This window comes from Sphingomonas brevis (assembly GCF_023516505.1).
GTDB lineage: Bacteria > Pseudomonadota > Alphaproteobacteria > Sphingomonadales > Sphingomonadaceae > Sphingomicrobium > Sphingomicrobium breve.
The window spans coordinates 706,460-725,381 of record NZ_JAMGBB010000001.1 but is presented as its reverse complement, the minus strand read 5'-3'; the positions used below and the strand labels follow the sequence as shown (position 1 = coordinate 725,381).

At 64.1% G+C, this 18,922-nt stretch carries 14 protein-coding genes and 2 tRNA genes; 9 read left to right on the top strand and 7 right to left on the bottom strand.

What is annotated here, in order from left to right; all coding sequences use genetic code 11:
• Positions 1-41 precede the first annotated feature (41 nt).
• Positions 42-503 (top strand): MAPEG family protein, encoded by a 462-nt coding sequence (locus LZ518_RS03770; RefSeq protein WP_249914695.1) that lies wholly within the window; start codon positions 42-44, stop codon positions 501-503.
• On the opposite strand, the gene LZ518_RS03765 is transcribed toward LZ518_RS03770, so the two are convergent.
• From LZ518_RS03765 to LZ518_RS03745, 5 genes are read right to left on the bottom strand one after another with little or no spacing between them, the layout of a single operon-like run.
• On the bottom strand, positions 500-1,684 hold the full coding sequence (locus LZ518_RS03765; RefSeq protein WP_249914694.1) for a class I SAM-dependent RNA methyltransferase: 1,185 nt from the start codon (positions 1,682-1,684) through the stop codon (positions 500-502). The two genes, LZ518_RS03770 and LZ518_RS03765, sit on opposite strands and share 4 nt — an antisense overlap.
• The gene (locus tag LZ518_RS03760; protein WP_249914693.1) at positions 1,681-3,024 is read right to left on the bottom strand and encodes an NAD(P)H-hydrate dehydratase; all 1,344 of its coding nucleotides are present in this window, start codon (positions 3,022-3,024) and stop codon (positions 1,681-1,683) included. Before LZ518_RS03760 ends, LZ518_RS03765 begins: the two co-directional genes overlap by 4 nt.
• Before the next feature lie 9 nt (positions 3,025-3,033).
• Positions 3,034-3,840, bottom strand: coding sequence for a 4-(cytidine 5'-diphospho)-2-C-methyl-D-erythritol kinase (locus LZ518_RS03755; RefSeq protein ID WP_249914692.1), 807 nt, complete (start codon positions 3,838-3,840; stop codon positions 3,034-3,036).
• Complete coding sequence (locus tag LZ518_RS13515) at positions 3,840-5,495, bottom strand: tetratricopeptide repeat protein (RefSeq protein WP_249914691.1); 1,656 nt, start codon at positions 5,493-5,495, stop codon at positions 3,840-3,842. Before LZ518_RS13515 ends, LZ518_RS03755 begins: the two co-directional genes overlap by 1 nt.
• The gene (locus tag LZ518_RS03745) at positions 5,467-7,113 is read right to left on the bottom strand and encodes an electron transfer flavoprotein-ubiquinone oxidoreductase (RefSeq protein ID WP_249914690.1); all 1,647 of its coding nucleotides are present in this window, start codon (positions 7,111-7,113) and stop codon (positions 5,467-5,469) included. The genes LZ518_RS13515 and LZ518_RS03745 overlap by 29 nt, the downstream gene beginning before the upstream one ends.
• 45 nt (positions 7,114-7,158) lie before the next feature.
• Between LZ518_RS03745 and LZ518_RS03740 the strand changes: the two genes are divergently transcribed.
• The 7 genes from LZ518_RS03740 (at position 7,159) to LZ518_RS03710 (ending at position 12,825) form a co-directional block, all read left to right on the top strand.
• A complete protein-coding gene (locus tag LZ518_RS03740) occupies positions 7,159-7,959 on the top strand; it encodes a uracil-DNA glycosylase (RefSeq protein WP_249914689.1) in 801 nt (266 codons plus the stop codon).
• A 26-nt stretch (positions 7,960-7,985) separates the two neighbouring features.
• Entirely contained in the window at positions 7,986-9,710 is a 1,725-nt protein-coding gene (locus LZ518_RS03735) for a lytic transglycosylase domain-containing protein (RefSeq protein ID WP_249914688.1), read from the top strand.
• Positions 9,711-9,751: 41 nt separating this feature from the next.
• Positions 9,752-10,822, top strand: a complete 1,071-nt coding sequence (locus LZ518_RS03730; protein WP_249914687.1) for a PA0069 family radical SAM protein — start codon at positions 9,752-9,754, stop codon at positions 10,820-10,822.
• An 80-nt stretch (positions 10,823-10,902) separates the two neighbouring features.
• Positions 10,903-12,288 carry a M20/M25/M40 family metallo-hydrolase gene (locus LZ518_RS03725; RefSeq protein WP_249914686.1) on the top strand — a complete coding sequence of 462 codons (1,386 nt, stop codon included), beginning with the start codon at positions 10,903-10,905 and terminating at the stop codon, positions 12,286-12,288.
• A gap of 33 nt (positions 12,289-12,321) precedes the next feature.
• Complete coding sequence (locus tag LZ518_RS03720) at positions 12,322-12,561, top strand: hypothetical protein (RefSeq protein WP_249914685.1); 240 nt, start codon at positions 12,322-12,324, stop codon at positions 12,559-12,561.
• A gap of 47 nt (positions 12,562-12,608) precedes the next feature.
• Positions 12,609-12,685, top strand: a tRNA-Pro gene (locus tag LZ518_RS03715).
• A 65-nt stretch (positions 12,686-12,750) separates the two neighbouring features.
• A tRNA-Ile gene (locus LZ518_RS03710) sits at positions 12,751-12,825 on the top strand.
• A 6-nt stretch (positions 12,826-12,831) separates the two neighbouring features.
• On the opposite strand, the gene LZ518_RS03705 is transcribed toward LZ518_RS03710, so the two are convergent.
• Both LZ518_RS03705 and LZ518_RS03700 read right to left on the bottom strand, forming a co-directional pair.
• Positions 12,832-14,358 (bottom strand): sensor histidine kinase, encoded by a 1,527-nt coding sequence (locus LZ518_RS03705; protein WP_249914684.1) that lies wholly within the window; start codon positions 14,356-14,358, stop codon positions 12,832-12,834.
• 189 nt (positions 14,359-14,547) lie between these two features.
• On the bottom strand, positions 14,548-15,831 hold the full coding sequence (locus LZ518_RS03700) for a tetratricopeptide repeat protein (protein WP_249914683.1): 1,284 nt from the start codon (positions 15,829-15,831) through the stop codon (positions 14,548-14,550).
• 276 nt (positions 15,832-16,107) lie between these two features.
• On the opposite strand from LZ518_RS03700, the gene gyrA reads away from it, so the two are divergent.
• Entirely contained in the window at positions 16,108-18,882 is a 2,775-nt protein-coding gene (gyrA, locus tag LZ518_RS03695; RefSeq protein ID WP_283938151.1) for a DNA gyrase subunit A, read from the top strand.
• Positions 18,883-18,922: the final 40 nt, after the last annotated feature.

The following is an 18,922-nucleotide window of genomic DNA, read 5'->3' as shown; positions in this document are numbered from 1 at the left end:
ACTGAAGCACCCTCCTCTGAGAAATCAGGGGAGGGTTTTTCATGAGCTACAGCCCAATTCTTGTGCCGGTGGTGGCGCTGGTTGCCTGGACGTTTGTCGTCATGCTGTGGATGCTGGTCGCGCGGATGCGCGAATTCCGCCGGCTGGGGGTTACCTTCAATAACATTCCGGCGGGCGCGCGCGGCGTCGACATGGAGGGCAAGGCCAACCCATCTGCGCAGTGGAAATCCCACAATTACAATCATTTGATGGAACAACCGACGATCTTCTATGCGATCGCGATCACGCTTGCATTGATGAATTTCGGGGGCGGTATCAACTATTGGCTGGCGTGGGGTTATGTCGGTCTCCGGGTCATTCACAGCCTCATCCAGTGCACGGTGAATACGGTCCGCTACCGGTTGGCGATCTTCACGCTCGCCTCATTCTGCCTGCTCGGCCTTACAGTGCATGCCGGGGCGCGGATCCTCCACGATTGCCTGGGCTGGCACCTCATGCACTAGCGGCTGAAGGCCGAAGCCAGCTCCACATGGGTCGACCAGCGAAACTGGCCGACCGGACGCACCCAGTCGAGCCGGTAGCCGCCCGAGGCAAGGATTTCGGCATCCCTGGCAAAGGTCGCAGGATTGCAACTGACGTAGGCGATGCGCTCGACTGTGGACGCGGCCAGTTCGCGCACCTGCTCCTGCGCCCCGGCGCGGGGCGGATCGAGCACTACCGCGTCAAATGCGGCCAATTCCTTGCCATCACAGGGGCGCCGGTAGAGATCGCGATGTTCGACCGCGATTGGCCTGCCGGCGCGGTTGGCGGCGGATTTCACGGCGAGCACGGCTTCCCTGCCCGCCTCTGCCGCGGTGACTTGCCCACCCAGCGCAAAAGCAAAGGTGCCGAGGCCCGAGAACAAATCGGCCGTTCGCAACGCGGCTTCCGTCGCTTCGCGAACTGCGCTTACCAGGGCGGCCTCTCCGTCGTTCGTGGCCTGCAGAAAGGCACCGACCGGCAATGCCACGCCGATTCCGCCAAGCGTAGCGGTGACCGGTTGCGGCTCGTAGCGCGGCTCCGGCCCCAGGCCCTCGTCAACGCTCAAGCGAGCAAGCCGATTTGCCTCGCAAAAGGCCGCAAGCCCTTCGACTGCCTGGAGACCTTCGACTTCGATACCCTTGAGCATCAGGTCCACGCCCTGATCGGCCAGCGTCAGGTGGATTTCGGCCGAGCGTTTGGCAGGCAAATATCCGGCCAGCAGTTTGCGGAGCGGTCCCAGCAATTCGAACAGGCGAGGATGGAGAATATGGCACTCCATCATGTCGACGATGCGGTTGCTGCCGGCCTCGTTGAAGCCGATCATGACGCGGCCGCCCGACCGCAGCGTGCGCAGTGTTGCCCGGCGCCGGGTGCGCGGCGGCGACAGGTGCGGTGCGCGGATTTCAGCATCCAGGCCATGCTGGGCCAAGGCACCAGCCACGCGCGACACACAATAATCGGCATATGCATCGTCGGTCAGGTGTTGGAGCTGGCAACCGCCGCACTGCGGGAAATGGCTGCATGGCGCGATTTGATGGCCGGGGCCTTCTTCCAGCCTGCCATCGTCATGGATGATGTCACCAGGAACCGCGAACGGGACATGGCGGCCGCTGGCGGTTACTCCATCACCCCTCGCGGCAATGCGGATTATTTCCTCACTCACAGGACGGATGGGATGGCTTCGAGGAGATCGTCGGCAATCATGTGCGGGCCGGCGGCCTCAGCGGCTCTGCCGTGCAACCAAACGCCAGCGCAGGCAGCATCGAAAGCCTCGAGTCCCCGGGCCCGCATCGCCGCGATCATCCCAGCGAGGACGTCGCCCGTGCCGGCCGTGGCCAGCCAGGCCGGTGCCGGGGGCGCGAAGCCCAGGCGTCCGTCCGGCGCGGCAACCAGCGTGTCCGGCCCCTTGTAAACCACAACCGATTGCGAACGGCGGGCTGCTTCCAGCGCACGCTCGGCCTTGCTGCCTTCCAACTTGCCGAACAGCTTGCCGAATTCGCCCTCGTGCGGAGTCAGGATGACGTCATGGCCATGGAGCCGTTCGGGATCGCCGACCAGGCCGATGCCGTCGGCGTCGATGACGATCGGTTTGGGCGCGGTCAGGGCCAGGGTCAGCACCGGCGGCACGTCGCCAAGCCCCGGTCCGACCAGGATGCAACCGATGCGCTCATCCTGCAGATCCGCGCCACCGGACTGGACAACCGAAGAAGGCAGGCCGGAAATGGGCAGCGACGTCGATACCCGCACGTAGCCGGCACCACTTTTCGCGGCTGCCGTCGCGGCCAGGACGATCGCGCCCGGCATTTGCCCCGCAAGGCAATGGACGAGGCCGCGGCTATATTTATGTCCCGCTGGGTCGAGAGATGGCAGGTCTGGGCGTTCGATTTCGAACCAATCCGCGCCAGGATCGATGCCGATGTCGGCGAGCACGGTGCGCCCCATGCGCGACATGGCGGGCATCAACCGGTGCGCGGGCTTCAATGCGCCAAAACTGACGGTCAGGTCGTAATTCCCGATCGCTGACAGCAACGTGCCGTCATCACTGGCGACGCCGCTTGGTAGGTCACAAGCAACCGCCACCAGCGCCTTATCGACTAGCAGCAAAAGTCTTTCCGCAACAACGGGTTCCAGCCCACGGCTTAGCCCGGTTCCGAACAAGCAATCGATGATGATCGGCGCTTCAGTGGCTGCGGCGAACGACTCTACCGGGCCATCCCATTGGCCCCTTGCCCATTTCGCGGCATCGGCCGTCGGCTCGGCCAGCGCGGCGACCCGGACAGTGTAGCCGGCATTTTTAAGGAAGCGGGCTGCAACATAACCGTCGCCGCCATTGTTACCGGGCCCGCATAAGATCAGCGTTTCTCGCGGGCCGGCATAGAGACGGACCGCCTCGGCAAGCGCCCTGCCCGCCTGTTCCATCAACACCGTTTCAGCTATCCCGGCGTCAATCGCTGCCGCTTCGGCGGCGCGCATTTGCTCGGCGGTGAGGATCGGGCGGCTCATCTGGCGCACCTAGCGCAAATCGGTCGCCAAATGCCACCATTCGACCGGGCAAGCGGCGGCAGCCGCGTCGCGGGCGGCCTCATTGCCGAAGAGAGCGAAACAGGTCGCACCGCTGCCCGACATGCGCACAAGATTGGCGCCGGTTCGGTTTTTCAGCCAATCAAGCACGTCGCCAATGGCTGGCACCAGCGAGCGCGCGGGCAATGCAAGGTCGTTGCGCCCACGCCGCCAATCGCCAAGCGGCCCGCGATCGATCCCGTCCCAGGTCGCGAACACATCGCGGGTCGACAGAGCGACACGCGGATTGACCAGCAGCACGGCCTGACCCGAAATCGCCAGATCCTGCACCAGTTCAAGCTTGTCGCCGGATTCCGTCCCGCGCGCGCTCAGACTGAGGAGGCAGGCCGGGACGTCCGAACCGATCTTCGGAGCAACGTCCACGGCGAAGGACGGGTTCAGATTCCACAGCCGCGTCAACAGCCGGAGCGCCGCGGCTGCGTCGGCGGACCCTCCGCCCATGCCCGAGGCGATGGGCAGATTTTTGGTGAGCGTCAGCGCGGCCTTGGGCTCAATATTGGCAGCGTCGGCCAAGGCATGAGCAGCACGAAGCACCAAATTCTGATCATCGGCGGCCAGGCTGTCGGCAAATGGCCCGACAATGTCGAGGCTGAGCTTGTCGCTATCCTCACCGTCGAGCCGGTCGCCGTCAGTGCAGAAAGCAAAGATCGTTTCTAGCGCATGCCGCCCATCGGGCAGCGTGCCGCGCACATGGAGCGCCAGGTTCAGTTTGGCCGGAGCCGGCTCCGACAGCCGCATCAGGGTGCGGCGGTGGCGGGGGTCAGGCCGGTTTCCAGCTTATCTTCAAGCCGGGTCTTGGCCTTGTCCTTGGCGGTGATCAGTGCGGCCTGCCAGGAAAAGCGCGCCTCGATCCGCCGCCCGGATGCGAACAGCGCATCGCCCAGATGCTCGTGAATCTCCGACTGCGACGGATCGCCAGCGGCTGCCCTGGTCAGGGTGCTGATCGCCTCGGGCAAGCGTCCGCGCTTGTAGAGCGCCCAACCGAGCGAATCCGTGATCGACGCATCGTTGGGACGGAGCGCACTGGCCTTGCGGATCATCGCCTCGGCGACGTCCAGGTCTTCTCCCCGTTCAAGCTTCCCATATCCGAGGAAATTGAGCAGCAGCGGGTTCTCCGGCTCAAGCTTCATCGCCACTTCGAGGTCGGCCTTGGCCTCGTTCCAGCGGCCAGCCTGCTCCAGGCTTGCGGCGCGGAACAGGTACAGGGTCCACAAGGAGTCGCTGCCTCCCTTTTTCGACCGGGCAATGGCTTCACCATAGGCGGCGGCGGCCTCAGCGTGGCGATCCATATCGCCCAGCACATTGGCCATCCGCGCATAATCCTGCGGTCCGGCATATGGCGACGCCGCGGCATCCTGTGCCCGCCGCAGAGCGCCGGCTTCATCGCCCTTGTCGCCCAGCAAACGAGTTTCGATGTCCAACGCTTCGCCAGCAAGAAGGTCGTTGGCCGGGATCGTCTGAAGCAATGACAAAGCGGCGTCCTGGCGGTCATCGCCATCTAGCAACAGTGCGAGCAGGATCGTTGCCTCGCTACTATTTGGACTGGCATGCCGTGCGACCTGGGTCAGCGAAATCGGCAGCGCCTTGTTCTGGTCGCGGCCGAGATCGACCGCCAGCGCCATCAGCATTTCGGCAAAGCCTTCCGCTGGCGTCTCGATTGCCGTGCCCAGCGGTTGCCCCTTGGCAATCCGGTTGCGCGCCGCGACCAGGGCCTCGTCATCTCCCTGGAGCATCACCAGTGCCTGGTCCTGCCGTTTCTGGCGAACCAGCGAGTCGGCGAAGGCCAGGCGCAGCCGGGCGTTGCGTCCGCCACCCTCCAGCAAGGCCTTTTGCGCCAGGGGCAAGGCTTCGTCAGTCTTGCCGAGCGCAAACAGCATGGCAGCGCGCTGTTCGTCGGCAATTGGGGTCAGCGGGCTTCCGCTAGGCAGCGATGCCAGCATGGCCGGCCCATCCGATTTGCCGCGCGACGTCAAATCCCACGCCTTGACCAGTGGCGCGAACAGCTCAACCTCTGTCGACGTCGCGCCCTTCTCCAAGCTGGCGACCGCACGCTTGGCCTTGCCGTTGCGCAAATCATCGGCTGCAAGCATCAGCCGCGCATCGATCGGCAACTGGTCGCCGGGTATGCCCTTGGCCAGCGAAACAGCGAGGTCAGCCTGCCCCGACTGGATGGCGGTGGCGATCGCCCGGCGGGCAATGGTCCGATCGGCGGGATCGGCAACTGCCATTGACGCGAACAGCCGCGCCGAGCGCGTCTCGTCGCCGTTCATTTCGGCGGCCCGCGCCTGGACGTAGGTTTCCAGCGGAATTGCCGCATGGGCAGATCCTGCCGCAAGGGCCAGGACGCCTACCGCGACGAAGAAATCACATGTTCGGGTAATTGGGACCTCCACCGCCTTCGGGAGCGACCCAATTAATGTTCTGGGTCGGATCCTTGATATCACATGTTTTGCAATGGACGCAGTTCTGCGCGTTGATCTGAAGCCGCGGTGAACCGCCGTCCTCGACGATCTCGTAAACGCCCGCCGGGCAATAGCGTTGTTCCGGCGCGTCGTAGAGCGCGAGGTTGACCTTGATCGGAACCTCGGCGTCCTTGAGCGTGAGGTGGATCGGCTGGTCCTCCTCATGATTGGTGTTGGAAATGAACACCGATCCCAGCCGGTCGAAGGTCAGCTTCCCGTCCGGCTTGGGATAGTCGATCGGCGAATAATGTTCCTTGCGGCCGATCTGACTGTGGTCGGCATGGAGCTTCAGGGTCCACGGTGTCCTGATCTTCAGCGTGTTGAGCCACATGTCGAAACCGGCGAACAGTGTGCCGATCGTCCCGCCCCACCGCGCTACGGCAGGCTGGGCGTTGCGGACCGTCTTAAGCTCGTCAGCGATCCAGCTGGAGCGGACCGCCGGTTCATAATCGTCGAGGATATCGCTCTGCCGGTCGGCAGAAATGGCCCGAAAGGCGGATTCGGCCGCCAGCATCGCCGACTTCATCGCCGTGTGGCTGCCCTTGATCCGCGGCACGTTGACGAAGCCCGCGGCGCAACCGATCAGCGCTCCGCCGGGAAAGGCAAGCTGCGGGATGGCCTGCCAACCGCCCTCGTTGATTGCCCGGGCACCATAGGAAGCACGCTTGCCACCCTCGATTTCGGCGCTGATCGCCGGATGGGTCTTCCAGCGCTGGAATTCCTCGAACGGCGAGAGATAGGGATTCTTGTAATCGAGCGCGACGACGAAACCGAGAGCCACCTGGCCGTTGGCCTGATGGTAGAGGAACCCCCCGCCCCATGCGTCGTCAAGCGGCCAACCCTGCGTGTGAATGACCCGCCCGGGTTGATGTTTGTCGGCAGGAATATCCCATAATTCCTTGATTCCGATGCCGAAAACCTGCGGCCCGCTTTCCTTGCGCAGGTCAAAGATGCGCGTCAGCTCCTTGGTCAAATGGCCGCGGGCCCCTTCAGCAAGGAAGGTGTAGCGGGCATGAAGCTCCATGCCGGGCTGGTAGTCCGGTTTGTGGGTTCCATCGCGAGCGACCCCCATGTCGCCCGTGGCGACTCCTTTGACCGACCCTTCCTCGTTGAAAAGCACTTCGGCCGCAGCGAAGCCCGGAAATATCTCCACCCCCAGCGCCTCAGCCTGCCCCGCCAGCCAGCGGGTCACATTGCCCAGGCTCGCGGTGAATTTGCCGTGGTTGTGCATCAATGGCGGCATCAGGAACTGAGGCAACGCCCATTTGCGGCTCTTCGTGAGAACCCAATGCTGGTTGTCGGTCACCGGTACGGTGAGCGGACTGTCCCGGTCGCGCCAGTCGGGGAATAGCTCTTCGATCGCCCGCGGGTCGATCACCGCGCCTGACAGGATATGCGCCCCGACCTCGCTGCCCTTTTCGAGCACGCATACTGAAATTTCGCGGCCTTTTTCCTCTGCCAGCTGCTTGAGCCGGATAGCCGCGGCCAGGCCGGCCACCCCTGCCCCGACGATGACCACGTCATATTCCATCGATTCGCGCTGGCTCATTCGCTCTCCTCGCTCTCCCGCTTCGCGCGGCTCGTTTCGCGCCCCTTGTCGCGTCTCACCGTCGTTCCGGCCTTGAAAGCCCTGCGATTCCTTGACCGCGCCGTCAACCTTGGACGACAGTGGGATATGGGTGGGGATCGGCAAGTTATTGCAAGCGATGGCGGGCGGGCAGCCGCCGACAGCCTGATCGGCTGGTGGCTGGACGCGGGCGTCGACGTGGCGGTTGGCGAGGCGCCGCGTGACTGGCTGCGCCGCAACCCAGCGCCGGCTGCGGATATTCCCCCGACGGCCAATGTCACCGAACCGAAGCCGGAAACTCTCGCCGCGCTTCAGGACTGGCTCGCCAGCAGCATCCAGCTGCCACTGGCATCGGCGACCGCGCGGCGAATTATGCCTCACGGGCCCGAAGAGCCCACGATCATGCTGCTAAGCGACGCCCCCGCACTTGAAGATTTGGCAAGCAGCCAGCCGATCGGTGGCGACGCCTGGCAGCTGACCGTCAAGATGCTGGCCGCGATCGGCGTGGGCGCCGAGGATGCTTACAGCGCGTCTCTGTCCTGCATTCATTCGCCTGGAACGCGAATGTCCGAGAAGGATCGCGCCGAATGTGCCGAGATCGCGCGCCAACATATTGCGCTGGCCAAGCCAAAGCGGCTGATCCTGTTGGGTGACGGTCCGTGCAAAGCCTTGCTCGGCGAACCGTTGACCCGGGCGCGCGGGCGCGTTCATCGGATTGAAGGGGTGCGCACGATAGCAACCTTCCACCCGCGCTGGCTGTTGCAACGGCCGTCCGACAAGGCGCTTGCGTGGCGCGACCTGTCATTGCTGATGAGTGAGAGTGATTGATGAAGTTCGGCTGGTTTTTGGTTGGAATGATGACGGCAGGCCCGGCGCTTGCCCAGGACGCCGATCCGCTTGCCCCGCTGGACGTTGGCACGGTCGACCAGGCCACTCAGACAACCGATCAGGGCAAGCCCAAGCCGCCCCCTGCGGCCACGCTCACGCCGGTGATTAAGCCGGTGGTCGTTCCGAAAGACTGGGCCGGCGTGCTGCTGGCAATCGGCAACGGCGAATGGGAGGCGGCCCGCGTCGGCATCGATGCCCTCGGCGATGACCCGCTCAAGCCTTATGCCAAGGCCGAGCTCTTCACCGCCAAAAATTCGCCGAAGGTTGATCTGCCGGTGATTCTGGCGCTTCTCGCCGAGGCGCCCGAGCTGCCGCAGGCCGAGCAGTTGCAGCGGATGGCGATGACCCGTGGCGCGGTCCAGCCGCCGGCGATCATGTGGCCGCGGCCGACCGTAGCGCTTGGCGCCGCGCCTCGCCGTGGCAAGACCAGGCCAGTCGAAGGCGAGCGAGCAGCCGACGAGCTTCGGCTCGCGCTGGAACCGCTCATCAAGGTCGACGACGGAACAACCGCCGAGGCACTTTTCCTGGCCGCCCTTCCCAACCTGTCGTTCGAGGCAAGGGCCGAGGCCGCCCAGCGCGTGGCCTGGATGTATTTTGTGAGCGGTCGCGATGCCGACGCGCGGCGCGCGGCAGATTACGGACGGCCAGGCGCGACCGGCGAATGGGCGGCTCAGGCGGCCTGGATTTCGGGGCTTGCCTCGTGGCGGATGAACGACTGGAACGCGGCTTACGATTCATTTCGCCAGGCTGCGTCGCTGGCCCGCGAGCCCGAATTCAATGCCGCCGCTTATTATTGGACCGCCCGCGCCGCGCAGGCGAGCCGCCGCCCGGCCGAGGTTGCCCCATTGTTGAAGGCCGCTGCCCGGTCGCAGGAAAGCTTCTACGGGCTGATGGCGCGCGAGACGTTGGGGATGGACAAGCGCCTCCCCAAAACCGCGCCGTCGCGAGACGTCGAACGGCTGGAGGCCCTGCCCAATATTCGCCGCGCCACGGAACTGCTGGCGATGGGGCGGCGGGCCCAGGCCGAGGAGCTGCTGCGCCACCAGGCGAAGATCTGCAATCCGGCCGAGCATCGATCGCTGGTGCAGCTTGCCAAGAAGATGGACCTGCCCGGCGCCCAGTTCTGGCTGGCTCATTTCGGCCAGGCCGGCGCCCGGGTCGATGCCGCCGACCGCTATCCGGTTCCGAACTGGACCCCTTACAACGGCTGGCGAGTCGATCCCGCGCTGGCCTACGCCCACATCATTCAGGAATCGAATTTCCGCACTGACGCGGTCAGCCCGGCGGGCGCGGTTGGACTGATGCAGGTGCGGCCCGGGACCGCGGGCGACACGGCGCGAAGCCGCGGTACCAGCGTCAGTGCCGCGAATCTCAAGGACCCGCTGGTCAACATCGATTATGGCCAGGCGTTTATTGAGCTCATTCGCTCCAATGCCGCCACGCGCGGCCAGCTACCCAAAGTGATCGCCGCTTATAATGCGGGCCCGGTCCCGGTCGAGCGTTGGGCCTATTATGACCGCGGCGATCCGTTACTATGGATTGAGAGCATCCCATATTGGGAGACGCGCTTCTACGTGCCCTCGGTGCTCCGCAACATGTGGGTAATCCAGGGATTGGAGGGAGAGCAGACGCCGACCCTGACCTCGCTTGCCCAGCATAAATGGCCCGATTTTCCTAGCCGGCGCCGCTAATCGTTCTTGATATGTTCTATGGATTTGGGCATGGTGCCGCCATGCCGGTCGAGTCCATCAAGGCGCGCGGGGCAACCCGAAATTCAACCCCCACCCGTTTCAATCTCAAGGAGCGGGTCAGCGACGGAGATTGGCTCGACAGCGTGGAAAGTATCGACGGCATCGTGCCCCGCCGCACCACCGTGACGATTGAGAAGCCCAAGTCGATCCTTACCCGAAATAGCTCCCCCGACGTTGGCTTCGATCGGTCGATCAATCCCTATCGCGGATGCGAACATGGCTGCATCTACTGCTTTGCCAGGCCAACCCATGCCTATCATGACCTTTCGCCGGGCGTTGACTTCGAAAGCCGCCTGTTCGCCAAACCCGAAGCCGCAAAACTGCTTCATGCCACCCTTTCGCGTCCGGGCTATGAGGTCGCGCCGATCGCCTTGGGCACGAACACCGATCCCTACCAGCCGATCGAGGAGCATTGGCGGATCACCCGTTCTATTCTCGAGTTGCTGCTGGAAACCAGGCACCCCTTTACCATCACCACCAAGTCGGATCGGGTCCTGCGCGATCTCGACATCATTGCGCCCGCGGCCAGGTTGGGACTGGCGGCGGTGGCGATTTCAGTCACATCGCTCGACCCCAAGGTGCATCGAACTCTCGAGCCGCGAGCCCCGGCGCCGCGCAAACGGCTGGCGGCAATCAAGGCCCTGAGCCAGGCCGGCGTTCCGGCGTTCGCCTCGATCGCTCCTGTAATCCCGCAAATTACCGACCATGAAATCGAAGCGCTGGTCGAAGCGGCCGCGGAGGCTGGGGCAAGTGGCGCGACATTCCTCCCGGTGCGGCTTCCGTTCGAGGTCGCGCCGCTGTTTAGGGCCTGGCTCGACGAACATTATCCCGACCGCGCCGCCAAGGTGATGGCGACCATCCAGTCGATCCGCGGAGGTCGCGACAACGATCCCAACTTCTTCACCCGGATGAAGTGCCAGGGACCCTGGGCCGAGCTGATTCGAACCCGTTTCGAGATCGCCTGCCGCAAACATGACTTGCCGCGGCTCAAGATCCCCCTCCGCCGCGACCTGTTCGAACCGCCGCAGGGCGACCAGCTTCGCTTGTTTTGATGGCCGCGGTTCGAGATTTGATCATGTTATTTCGACCAACGGCGGTGACAATGTTGCATGCCGCCGCTAGCTCTTCGGGCATGGTTCGTTCGTTCGTCGCAGCCGCGCTGCTCGCCGCCGCTTCTCCCATTTCAGCCCAAGTTCATGCTTCGCCGTTGGTCGACCCCAAGGTTGCGTCACTGCGCGACCTGGCGCTGGATCGGGACCAGCATGCCTGGGACATTGTGGAGGGCCTTACGACTGAGGTCGGACCGCGGCTGGCCGGGACGCAAGCCGAGGCGCGCGCCCGCGACTGGGCGGTAACCAGGCTTACCGCAATGGGTTTCGCCAATGTCCGCATCGAGCCGTTCGACATGCCCGTCTGGTCACGCGGATTTGAAAGCGCGGAAATTCTGGCTCCATTCCCGCAAAGAATGGTCGTTGCCGCGCTCGGTAACAGCGGATCGACCGGTCCCGAGGGCGTGACTGGCGAGATTGTCGCGTTCGACAGTGTCGACGCGCTCAAGGCCGCGCCGGATGCGGCCGTCCGCGGCAAGATTGTGTTCGTCGATCACCTGATGCCGGCCAATCAGGATGGGTCCGGCTATGGGCAATTCGGAGCGCCGCGCCGGCAAGGGCCGACCATCGCATCGCAAAAGGGCGCCCAGGCGATCGTCATCCGCTCGATCGGCACCGACCATCACCGCAACCCGCACACCGGCGTGATGACCTTCAGCGATGGAGCCAAACCCATTCCTGCGGGCGCCTTGTCGATCCCCGATGCCGAGCAGTTGGTTAGAATCATCAAGCGAGGCCAGCCGGTCCGAATGCGGCTGGTGCTTCAGAACCAGACCATTCCCGGCCAGTCGGGCAATGTTATCGCCGAGGTACCAGGGCGCGATCCGTCACTGCCGCCGGTGCTGGTTGGCGGTCACCTGGACAGTTGGGACCAGGGCACCGGCGCGATCGACGATGGCGCTGGAGTGGCCATAGCGGCCGCCGCCGCCAAGCGGATCATGGATGCCGGCAGGCCGCTTCGGACGATACGGGTCGTCTGGTTCGGCGCCGAGGAGCCCGGCCTGTTCGGAGGCGAGGCCTATCGCGCCAAATATGGCAAGCAGCCGCACTATGCGCTGATCGAGAGCGACTTTGGCGCCGACAAGATCTGGAAGGTCGACAGCAAGCTGGGCGATGCCCGCAAGGCCGAGGCGGAGGCGATCGGCAAGGCGCTGGCGCCCCTTGGAATAGTCACGGGCAAGTTCGATGAGGCCGACGGCTCGGATATTGGCCCGATGCTGAAGGATGGCCATCCCGGTGTCGGGCTGAGCCAGGATGGAACTCGCTATTTCGACATCCACCACACGCCTGACGACACGCTCGACAAGATTGATCCCGCCCAGCTTAGGCAAAATGTCGCCGCCTGGACGGCGGTGCTGGCGATCCTGTCGGGCGGCATCGAGGAGCCAAAAGCCCGCAAGCGGCGTTAGTGACCCCGGCAAGTCTTTGCCGGGAGGAACATAATGCGCTCGATAATCTTACTGCCCCTGCTCGCGATGGGCCTTACTGCGTGCCAGGTTACCAAGGACGAAGGCAACGACACGGTCACGGCCGAGTTCAACGCCGACGTCGCCGAAAACGGCCTGTCCGATGCCGGCAATATGGCCGAAAATATTGCCAGCGATGTCGGCAATGAGGCCGACAAGATTGGCGACAAGGCCGAGAATGTCTCGGTCGAGGTCGACACCAACAAGGCGAATTAGCCTTTTCGCTACGATAATGCGCTGCTAGGCGCGCAATTCGCCGGCGTCGGGGAGTGGCGCAGCCTGGTAGCGCATCTGCTTTGGGAGCAGAGGGTCGCAGGTTCGAATCCTGTCTCCCCGACCATCGCGGCTCGTCACCATCCTGGGGATGGTGCCGAGTACGCGATCATGCCAGTTTCTTCGACGGTGGGGCCTGTAGCTCAACGGTAGAGCTGGCCGCTCATAACGGCTTGGTTGTAGGTTCGAATCCTGCCGGGCCCACCATTGCGATCAGGCAAGTGGCAATATCAGCGTCAGATCCGATGCCGAAAGCCGAAGGTCGCCCCCAGCCAGGCGTGCGAGGCCGCGAACCAGGCGCAGTGCAAAACCGAGACCCAGGCTTGCTCCCTCGCCCGTTGCTTCGGTCGAATAGGCCGGGTCGAACAGTCGCGATTCGCCAAGATGCAGCGTCGTCGCGGGCCGGCTGACCGCGATCGTAAGCCGACCCCTGCCCTCCTTGGCCTCCACGTGGATGGTTTCGTGCGCGGCGGTGGAATCGATCACCGCCCGAAGGAACCGCTTCAGCAGCCGTTCGGCCAGGTCCCGATCGAGGCTCGAGCGAAGCTGGCTCGTTTGCGGAGAGACCCGCAGCTGCACGCCATTGGCAAGCGCCTGGTTGGCCCATTCCTCGACCAGCGGGGCCATAATTTCAGCCAGTGGCGCGGCATCGACCTTGCCGGGCTGGCGGCCCTGCAGCCGCGCGGCGAAGTCGAGATCCTCGATCGCTGCCAGCAACATCCTTGCCTGGACGACAATCTCCGCCGCGCGTTGGCGATAGTTGCGGTGCGCCGGCCCGAGATATTGGCCGTCGATGATCTCGGCAAAGCCGATGATGGCATTCAACGGGGTCTTGATCTCGTGGATTGTCTCGCGAAGCGCTTCGGCATCGGCGGCCGCGGCAAGCTTCGGGGGCGCCGAGGGCGCATCGACCTGCTGACCCTCGCGGCGAGCGATTCCGCGGTAACCGAGAAAACGGCCGTCGACAGGCGAAAAGGCCGGGATTCCGGACAAGCGCCAGTCACCGTCAAGCGCGGGCGTCGGCAGCGTAATCAGCGTATCTTCAAACGGCAGCCGGTCGGTGAACGCCCGAATAAGCTCTCGCGGGGCGCCTTCCTCGCCCGGCAAGCTCCGACCGATCAAGGCCCCGCGCGGTGCGCCCTCGACCCAGCCGATCTCACCCGCTGCGTCGCACTCCCATCGGAAAAGGCCGGGGGTAAGCGAGTGCTGCGGCAAAGCCGCTGGCGGCCGCGGCAAGTCCTGCGACGCGTCGTCCATCAGTTCCGGCTCGCCAGCCTCGCGCTTGGTCTTCAACCGTTCGATGCGGGCGGCAATGTCGCCAATCGAGGGATGCGGCTCTTCGGCGGCCGGGGCGGCACTCTCCTCAGCAATCGGCTCTGAAGCTTCAGACACGTCTCCCCTGATCGTCCGCATGAAGGACGCGACTTCCTTGCTCGCGGCAGCGGCCACCTCCGCCCAGCCCGCGTCATTGAGCGGAGCAGCGGCGAGCAGCGGCGCGGCCACCTCAAGCCGGTCGCCAGCGAAAATCGCGATCAGGCGGGGCTCGGCGGCGCGGCCGGCAATGCTCCGGGCGGTTGCGGCGCGGATCGGCCGCGCGACCGACCGCATGCCGGTCCTGACCATCGTCAATGCCGCATCCAGAAGAGCGGGATCGATTTCGTAATGTGGGCGGGACAGGAGGTCGACGAGCTGGCGCCAGCGGACAGTCCGGTCGTGCGCATCGGCGACCGGTTGGGTCATCACTGTCCTTAGGCGATCATCAAAACGCACTTCACTTCGCCCCCCGCAGGCTTGGCCGCGCGCAAGCTTTGCGGTTTGGGCCCGCCGACTGACAGGGGGTGGAGATTAACCATCCCAATTTGGCACAAAATAAGGGCGCCGGACCGGCCGGCCCGACGCCCCGATTTCAGGCTTCAAGATAGCCTTGGATCAGCCTTTTTGGGCGACGTAGGCGAGCCACAATTTGGCAAGATCCGCTTGGGCTCCGCCCGCGGAATTGAGCGCAGCCGTCGCTCCGGCCTTGTCGCCCGCCTGGGCCAGCGCCATGCCAAGCCGAAGATTGGCGAGGTCCTTGTCGACTCCGCTCTTGCCGAGCGCGGCGCGCAGCAGGTCGGCCGACTGGCTGTAATCGCCATAGCCATAATAGGCCTCGGCGATCACCATCGCCTTCTTGGCGTCCGGTGCGGCCTTGGCGGCGGTCGCCGATGCGGCCAGCGACGCCTGGTCACCCTGGGCCCGGCCCGACGCCGTGCCGTAGAGCTGGCTGAACATGTCCTTCGACCGATCGATCGCCTTGGCGGCAAAGCCCTGGTCGAGCACGGCCTTGGCTTCGCCCGGGAACCCCTTGGTCACAAGCGTGCTGGCGTAGCGGTAATAGTCATTTTCGCCGGCCAGCGATCCGGTGGCGCGTGCCAGGCGCATCGAGTCCAGCAATGCCGCATCGGCGGCGTGCGTCGACATCTGGTAGATGCGGATCGTGTCACGCCAGTTGCCGGGGTTGGGGTAGGCTGAAACCCACTCACGCGCCAAGGTGGGAGCAGTCGGCAGCTTGGCATTGTACGACAGCGCCACTGCCCGCTTGTACCAGGCTTCCTCGGCCTTCTGGCCGGCAGCAGTCCGCGCCGCAATGGCCTTCTGGATCAAGCCAATTGCCTCGGCCGTGCGGTTTTGGTTGTTGCGCGTTTCAGCCAGGAGGACGAGCGCCTCGACGTTATTCGGATCGCTCTTCAACACCTGGTCGAAGGCAAATCCGGCGGCGTCATAAGCCTTGGCGTTATACTGAAGCTTGCCGAGGTTGAGGAAGACTGGTCCCACTTCGGCCGGCTTCAGGAATCCGCTGTCGACAACCTCCTGGAGGCTGCTTGCCATCGCGGCATTGTCGTTGGCAGCGATCGCCGCCTTCAGCTGCAGCTGCGCGATAATATATTTGTCGTCCTTGGTCTTGGCCTTGGCCTTGGCGGCCGCAGCCTTCGCTGGGATATTGGCCACATCCTTGTTGTTGACTGCCGTTTGGAGCTCGACGATCTCCTTCTTGGCCGCGCCTGAGACCTTTGGCTGGTTGCCGCTATCCTGCTTGGCGGCGTCATCGCTCATCTGGTTGGAGGACGGCGTCGGCGCCGGCGGCGCGGAACCATATTGCGCCTGGGCCGGGGTAGCGATCGCGAAGCCTGCACCTGCGAGCAGCAGCGCCATGGCAGTCGAAGTTAGTTTCATTCCAGTCTCCTGATGCGCCGCTCCTGCTCATCAAGGCAGCGCGAATGTCGTGGGATACCGGGGAAGCCCCATAGCCTTGTCGCCCGGTTGCGAAAAGCGGCAATAGCGATACGGGCATGAACTCCAATTGAACCGCGCTTTTGCGCGCGTGCGCGTTACGCGCGCGCGGGGGTGGCCTTATCCCTGCCTATCCGCTAGCAAGTCGGAGGGGCGCGCCTGCCGGAAACGCGGGCGACTCTCCCGTGTCCAATACCAACAAGAACGACAGGAAATATCTTGGCGACCCAGCCTCCCGCCGACGAACATCAACACGGCGACATTGCCCCCATCTCCATCGTCGAGGAGATGAAGACCAGTTACCTCGATTATGCCATGTCGGTGATCGTCAGCCGCGCGCTGCCTGACGTGCGCGACGGTCTGAAGCCGGTCCACCGCCGCATCCTGCATGCCTGCCAGGAGGCGGGCTATGTCGCCGGGCGGCCCTATCGCAAATCGAGCCGCATCGTCGGTGACGTCATGGGTAAGTATCACCCCCACGGCGACCAGGCGATTTACGATGCGCTGGCCCGCATGGTGCAGAGCTGGTCGCTGCGTGTGCCGCTGATCGACGGCCAGGGTAATTTCGGCTCGATGGACCCCGATCCGCCGGCCGCCATGCGTTACACTGAAGCCCGGCTCGCCAAGGTGGCCAACTTCCTGCTTGGCGACATCGACAAGGACACGGTCGACTTCCAACCCAACTACGACGCCAGCGAGCGCGAGCCGCAGGTGCTGCCCGCGCGCTTCCCAAACCTGTTGGTCAATGGCGCCGGTGGCATTGCGGTCGGCATGGCGACGAACATTCCGCCGCACAATTTGGGCGAGGTGCTTGCCGCGTGCCGCGCCTATATGGACGACCCGACGATCAGCTCCGAAGGGCTGATGGAGCATGTCAAAGGTCCGGACTTCCCGACCGCGCCGCTGATCCTGGGCACTTCGGGCATCCGGGCGGCTTATACGACAGGCCGCGGATCGATCCTGATGCGCAGCAGGGCGCACGTCGAGGAAGGGCGCGGCGATCGCCGCTCGATCGTTTTGACCGCCATCCCTTACCAGGTTGGCAAGTCGGGCCTGGTCGAAAAGATCGCCGAGGCAGCCAAGGACAAGCGGATCGAAGGCGTCTCGGATATTCGCGATGAATCCAACCGCGAGGGCGTCCGGATTGTCATCGACCTCAAGCGCGATGCCACGCCCGAAGTCGTGCTGAACCAGCTGTGGCGCCACACTCCCGCCCAGTCGAGCTTCCCGGCCAATATGCTCGCGATCCGCGGCGGCCGCCCCGAAACGCTCGCGCTCCGCGACATCATCGAAAGCTTCGTCAAATTCCGCGAAGAGGTTATCACCCGCCGCTCAAAGTTCGAGCTGCTGAAGGCACGCGAACGCGCTCATATCCTGCTTGGCCTGGTGGTCGCGGTCACCAATCTCGACGAGGTGGTGAAGCTGATCCGCGGCTCGGCCAGTCCCGCCGAGGCTCGTGAAAAGCTGCTCGAGCGCGATTGGGCCGCGGATCAAATCCGCCAGTACATCGCACTTGTCGAAGCGGTGGAACCGCAGGCCAAGGGCGAATCCTATCGCCTGACGGAGATCCAGGTCCGCGCAATCCTGGAATTGCGCCTGCACCGCCTGACCGCTTTGGGCCGTGACGAAATCGGCGGCGAACTCGAAGGGCTCGCCAAGAATATCGGCGAGCTGTTGGAGATCCTTAGCAATCGCGCCCGCCTGTACGAGGTCATGCGTGAGGAGTTCGACGAGGTCGATGCCGAGTTCGCAACGCCCCGCGTGGCCGAGATCACCGCCGCATTCGACGGGCTTGAGGACGAAGACCTGATCGAGGTCGAGGACATGGTCGTGACGGTGACCATGACCGGCTACATCAAGCGCACTCCCCTCGCCCTGTTCCGCGAGCAGAAGCGCGGCGGCAAGGGCCGCTCGGGCATGTCGACCAAGGATGAAGACATCGTCACGGAGCTGTTCGTCACCTCGACACACAACCCGGTGCTGTTTTTCTCCAACATCGGCCGAGTCTACCGGATGAAGGTATGGCGGCTGCCGGAAGGCGGGCCGACCGCAAAGGGCCGCCCGATGGTCAACCTCCTGCCGCTGGCCGAAGGGGAAACGATCACGACAGTGCTCCCGCTACCCCAGGACGAGGCCGAATGGGGTGGGCTGCACATCATGTTCGCCACTGCGAAGGGGACGGTCCGGCGCAATTCGATGGATGCCTTCACCAACATTCCGACTGCAGGCAAGATTGCGATGAAATTCGGCACCTCCGAGGAGGGCGAAGAGGGCGAAGAGGATAACCTCGACCGAATTATCGGCGTCGAATTGCTGACCGAAGACGATGACGTGCTGCTTGCCACCCGCAACGGCAAGGCGATCCGCTTCAAGTCGACTGACGTGCGCGAATTCCAGAGCCGCGCCTCGATGGGTGTGCGCGGCGTCAGGCTGCAGGGTGACGACCAGGTCATCTCCATGTCGATCCTGCGCCGGGTCGGCACGACCCCGGAGGAACGCGAAGCCTATCTCCGCTGCCCGGCCTGGCGGGAAAAGGACGAGGAATGCACCCTGCCCGCCGATCGCTACGCCGCCTTGGTGGATGGCGAACAGTTTCTGCTGACCGTTACCGAGAACGGCTACGGTAAGCGCTCGTCGACCTATGAATATCGCCGCACCAATCGCGGCGGTCAGGGCATCATCAACATCGTTACGTCCGAACGTAACGGCGGCGTGGTTGCAAGCTTTCCCGTCAAGCCAGGTGAATCTCTGATGCTGGTCACCGACCAGGGGAAGATGATCCGCACGACCGTGGGCGATATCCGGATTGCCGGACGCAACACGCAAGGCGTCACCATCTTCAACGTCAAGGACCAGGAAAAGGTCGTGTCGGTCGCCAAGATCGACGAGAGCGACGAGGAAGAGGTAGAACTGGACGGGGGCGACGAGATTGCGCCGGAAAGTGGCGGCGATACGTCGGAAGACCTCGCCGCTGGTCCGGACGACGGCCAATAGGGGAACGTGGGCGTCGGCGGGCGCGTTGAATTTAGGTGAA